Annotated in this window: 3 protein-coding genes; all 3 read right to left on the bottom strand. The window is 37.7% G+C overall.

Annotated features, from left to right (window positions below):
• Positions 1–168: 168 nt before the first annotated feature.
• A complete protein-coding gene (locus tag GQR46_RS17830; protein WP_007581997.1) occupies positions 169–804 on the bottom strand; it encodes an NAD(P)-binding oxidoreductase in 636 nt (211 codons plus the stop codon).
• Between the two features lie 183 nt (positions 805–987).
• Positions 988–1311: a hypothetical protein gene (locus GQR46_RS17825; RefSeq protein WP_165741814.1), complete on the bottom strand. Its 324-nt coding sequence runs from the start codon at positions 1309–1311 to the stop codon at positions 988–990.
• A 67-nt stretch (positions 1312–1378) separates the two neighbouring features.
• Entirely contained in the window at positions 1379–3388 is a 2010-nt protein-coding gene (gene mnmC / locus GQR46_RS17820) for a bifunctional tRNA (5-methylaminomethyl-2-thiouridine)(34)-methyltransferase MnmD/FAD-dependent 5-carboxymethylaminomethyl-2-thiouridine(34) oxidoreductase MnmC (RefSeq protein ID WP_165741812.1), read from the bottom strand.
• Between the last annotated feature and the right edge of the window lie 26 nt (positions 3389–3414).

Below are 3414 nucleotides of genomic sequence, written 5' to 3'. Positions count from 1 at the left end.
GAGTAAATTTAATTTTATTAAACATAAATTATTTAAGAGGATTAAGTAATTCATTGCGCCAAAAAGTTACTGATATAGAGCGACTACACTGTAATTTTTTGCCTTATAGATGAATTACATATTCTTTGTAATAATTGTTCATACGTTTAATTAAATTGGTATTAAAGCTTATTTAACAGCGGCTTTAATTGGCTTGTCGCCATCAAACAACTTAAAAATGCGGTTACTAATAAATGAGTTGGTCGCAATATGTAATAATGCATTGGCTACGTTTTCGCGGCTAATTTTAGCTTCTGAACGATCACTTGGTTGCTGCGTAGTTACTTGCATTGAAGCACTATCGTCAGTCAATGTACCAGGGCGAACAATGGTATAATTTAAACCACTGTTTATTAGGTGCTCGTCAGCCATATGCTTAGCAACTAAGTAAGGTTTTAAATCACCTTGAATCGAATCTGGATCGTCAGCACCAATCGAACTGACCATAATAAAGTGATTAACGCCGTGCTCTTTAGCGAATGTAGCTGCTTTTGTTGCAGCCCATAAATCAATGAGTACAGTTTTATCATCGCCTGTACTTCCACCAGAACCAGCAGCAAAAATCACTTGGTCACAGCCTTTCATTGCATCACCAAAATCGCCTTCAAGATCTTGCTCAACAATAGTTAAAAAAGAGCTGTTTAAATCGCTTAACTTATTTTTGTCACGCACTAATGCCACAACATTTTGCTCATTTTCTAAAAGTAGCTCAGTTGTCATTTTACCTATTTGTCCGCTTGCGCCAATAATTAGGGTCTTACTCATAATTAACTCCTTCCAATAAATAGTAAAAGTAATGTGCTTACAAACAGACCTTGGGGTAGGGGATTATTTTTAAAGGGTAAAAAAGAGTTTAAATGAGCTAATTTCAAAAAATACTTTAATTAAAGTGCGATACTTAACTGAGTATTAAAATTAGCTGCTTTTGGTGTGTTTTTTTAGACCTTTTTATTCAACCATTATACTCACTTCGGTCACATAACTACGGCGGTATAGACTAATACGGACTTTACGTTCTTGGTAGTTATAAAACAAAGTGCGATATGTATTATTACCGCTTGTTTTTAAAGGCTCACCTAATTTTTGCTGATAAAAGTGCGTGATATCAGAAATTGAATCGGTTAAATAACCGGTGCGAACCATTGGGTATTCGCTTGCTACATCCATCGTTGTAACAAACTCTTCAGGAAGGGGGATTTCGGTGACATTTTGGCTGAGTACGTTAAACGATAGAGTACATAGCAATATTATTGAAAATGCTAAAATTTTCATGAGAGTCCTTTAAGTAATAAATTCCTTTTATTGGTACTTATTTTACCTCAATAAGCACTGTTGTCATTTAAATTTTATTGCGAATTAAATCTCTGACGATAAATCGTGCAGGGTGAATCGCTTGGCTTACACGTTCGCTTAATGGACGGGGCTCGTTATTTAAACAACTTACGAGATGATCAGCACTTAGAGGTGCGCTACACAACGCGCGAGCACCAAAACCGGTAAATATGTGTAATCCTTGTTGTGGTTTATTAAGTTGCTCATATTGGTAGCGTTTACCTAAACGTAGATTAGCAAAAGCCATTATGTAATCACTTTGCTCGCACCATTGCCCTACCATTGGTAGGTGATCTATAAATGTGCAGCGAACAGCCGCTTTTGCCGAGGTTATATTGCCAAGGGTAGAGGCAAATTCACTTTGCTGATAAAAGCTAAGTAGTTGCTCTTGGTTTAATTGGTTGTCGAGCGCTGTAACTTGGCGGCTTTTAGTGTTTTTTTCAAATGTGGCACCCATGCAGTGATGATCTAAATAAGCCGGGGTAAAATACCCTTTATGGCATAGCACTGTTTTAAGTTTACGTGATTGCTCACTTGCCTCAATATGTGAAACCTGACCGCGCACGCCTACTATAGGTAGCGCTTTTGTTTGCTTAAATGCATCGCTGTGCTCACCTGCACAAATAATTACATCGCTAAACGGGCCTAGCTGCTCATCATTCGTTAATAAAAACCAACCGCTATCAGTTTTTTTAAGCTGCTTTATATTGCAGTTAAATAGGCTTTTAAATGGGCTTATGCTATTTGCAGCGCTTAGCATAGCGTTTACTAATTGTGGCGGGTTAACCCAGCCGCCTTGTTCAAAAAATACGCCTGAATAACCTGTCGTTACGCCGGCTATTTCATCGCCTTGCTCTGCGGTTACGTTACGCATTAGCTGGGTTGGCCACAGTTGCTTTTGTGCTAAGTTTTCGTGCTTATCAGCGAGAGGTTTTTTCACTGCGTGTTGTAATACGCCGCACCAATCGTAATCAAAGCTAAAGCCGTTTTTGAGTAACTGGTTATACAAACGTTTTGCGTATAAAAAGCTATGTGCAAACAATTCACTGTGTGGCGAGTTTTTAGCTTGTAGGTGAGGGTAAATAGCGCCTTGCACATTGTGCGATGCCCCCATTGCAGGCTTTTCATCTTGGCAGAATAATTGGCTGGTTATGCCTCGTTTAGCCAAGCTGTATAAAATACAGCTACTGGCAATACCACCGCCAATGACCGCTACATTTTTTAAAGTACTGCTATCTTGATTAAAATAAGCGGGGGTTGATTGAGCGCTATTAACATGTTTAAGTTGGCCAATAAGCATATTTTCTTTTTGATTAAAATCTTTGGCTTTTTTAATGCTAAAGCCAGCCTCTATTAATCCTCGTTGAACAAAGTCAGCGGCAGTAAAAGTCGATAAGGTTGCATTAGCTCTTGTTATATCAGCCATGGAGTTAAATAAACTTTGCTGCCACATATCAGGATTTTCACTTGGCTCAAGCCCATTTAAATACCAAGCATCAACAATTCCTGTTTGCGGGTAGCTCATTGCTTGTATTGATTCAAGCGCATCACCAAAGTATAAATCGAGAACAACATTGCCATTATTAAATTCGAGCCGGTGGCATCCTTCTAAATTAATTGGGTAGTTTACTGTTAATTGCTCAGTAAAATAACTTAAGGTAGGCCAAGCGGTTAATGCTTGTTTTAAGTCTGTTAATGTTAAGGGATACTTTTCAAACGAAATATAGTGTAGGCGTTTTACGCTTTTTTCACATTCATTTTGAACTTGCATCCGCTCAAGGTGGTCTTTAAAGCGTTGCCACGTATTTAAAAAGTTTAAACCGGTGCCAAAACCGGTTTCGGCAATAACAAAATGTGATTGGTCATGATTTTGTAATCGTACATCTATATTATTTTGCTCATAGTACACATAATGCGATTGAGCTAAGCCATCGTCATTAGAAAAATAAATATCACCGGAGTCATTAGTCAAAGGTGTACCTAAATTATTAATGTGACTATGTGCGTTCTTAATCATAATTTTTTAAATTTATAGATATATTT

The organism is Pseudoalteromonas sp. Z1A6 (assembly GCF_011378745.1).
Taxonomy (GTDB): domain Bacteria; phylum Pseudomonadota; class Gammaproteobacteria; order Enterobacterales; family Alteromonadaceae; genus Pseudoalteromonas; species Pseudoalteromonas arctica.
The sequence above is the reverse complement of the archived record's forward strand: the minus strand, read 5'-3'. Positions and strand labels throughout refer to the sequence as shown.